Source organism: Parabacteroides sp. CAG:2 (assembly GCF_000436315.1).
In the GTDB taxonomy this organism is placed as follows: Bacteria; Bacteroidota; Bacteroidia; order Bacteroidales; family Tannerellaceae; genus Parabacteroides; species Parabacteroides distasonis.
This window is the reverse complement of record NZ_FR885263.1, coordinates 1-1,396: the sequence shown is the minus strand read 5'-3', so window position 1 is coordinate 1,396 and position 1,396 is coordinate 1. Positions and strand designations below refer to the sequence as shown.

At 52.1% G+C, this 1,396-nt stretch carries 1 protein-coding gene; it reads left to right on the top strand.

Annotated features, from left to right (window positions below):
* Positions 1-332: 332 nt before the first annotated feature.
* Positions 333-1,396: site-specific integrase (locus QVP94_RS02260; RefSeq protein WP_288213155.1), on the top strand; the 1,064-nt coding region annotated here is incomplete at its 3' end.

Genomic DNA, 1,396 nt, shown 5'->3' with positions numbered 1-1,396 from the left:
GAAATATTTACACCTAATTTTGAAAATGAATTTAAGAAGCTAGGCTTCTGAAATAGTTTTTTAATCAAAAATCGGCATAAGGCGCAAAGAAAAGCAAAGTTCTACATAAATAAATGCAGGTCAGCATCTTGTATGCAGAGCGGGTGGAAACGGACTCCGGCATAAAATGCCTGAAAACACCCCTTTCGGACAAAGTTCGGCTACTAAACAGCTACCGGTTCCAAAACGGGGTATATACAGCATAACAAGTTCTGTTTCATTGCTTTGCCTTGTTTTGCATAGCTCTTGGTAAGAAATAAGTAACTACCTTTAGAAACGAAAATTTTAGAGTTATGGAAACAAAGAGAAGTACGTTTGCGACCTCGTTCTACATCAAGAGATCCGCAGTGAGAAACCGGGACGGAAAAGCCCCCATCATGGTGAAAATCTCCGTTGACGGCGATGACAAGGCAGTGGGAACCAAGCTGTTCGTCACCCCCGACCTCTGGGAGAACGGCAAGGCGAAAGGCAAGTCCGCCGAGGCAAACGAGATAAACGGGCAACTGAAGGAGGTCTCCGCCCGGCTCACCAACCACTACCACCGCATCCTCCGGGAAGAGGATTTCGTCACCGCCGAGAAGCTGCGCAACGCCTTCCTCGGTGTCGGCGTGATGGAGAACTGCATCCTCAAAGACTTCGGGAACATGAACCGGGAGTTTGAGGCGATGGTCGAGAAAGGGCAGCGAGCCAAGTCCACCTACAACAAGTATCTGGCTGTTTACAACCATTTCAAGACCTTCCTTTGGGAGAAGAAGAAGCGCACCGACATGGCTTACAAGGAGCTGACCAAGGAGATCATCACCGATTTCGACAAGTACCTGCGGGTGGAGAAGGGATTGAGCGCCAACACCCTCTGGATATACACCATGCCCCTGCTCAGCCTGACCGACAAGGCGTGGCGGCGTGGAATCGTCCGCACCGACCCCTTCGGCGAGTACAGCCTTGAGATGCAGGAGACCGACCGGGGCTATCTCACGGAAGAGGAGCTGCGCACCTTGGCTAACGCCGTGTTCGTCAAGAAACAGACCAGCCTCGTGCGGGACATGTTCCTCTTCGGGTGTTTCACCGGGCTTAGCTACATTGACATAAAGACGCTCACCCATGACAAGATACAGCGCATGGACTTCGACGGCGAGGAATGGATCATCACCCGGCGCACCAAGACCCGTGTGTCGAGCAACGTCCCCCTTATGGAGATTGCCAAGGAGCTGATAGAACGTTACAAAGGGCTTGCCGGAGGCGACCTCGTGTTTCCCATGCCCAGCAACAGCGTGTGCAACAGGCACCTCAAACAGATAGCCAAAGCCTGCGGCATCCACAAGGAGATCGGCTTCCACCTAAGCCGCCACACCTTCGC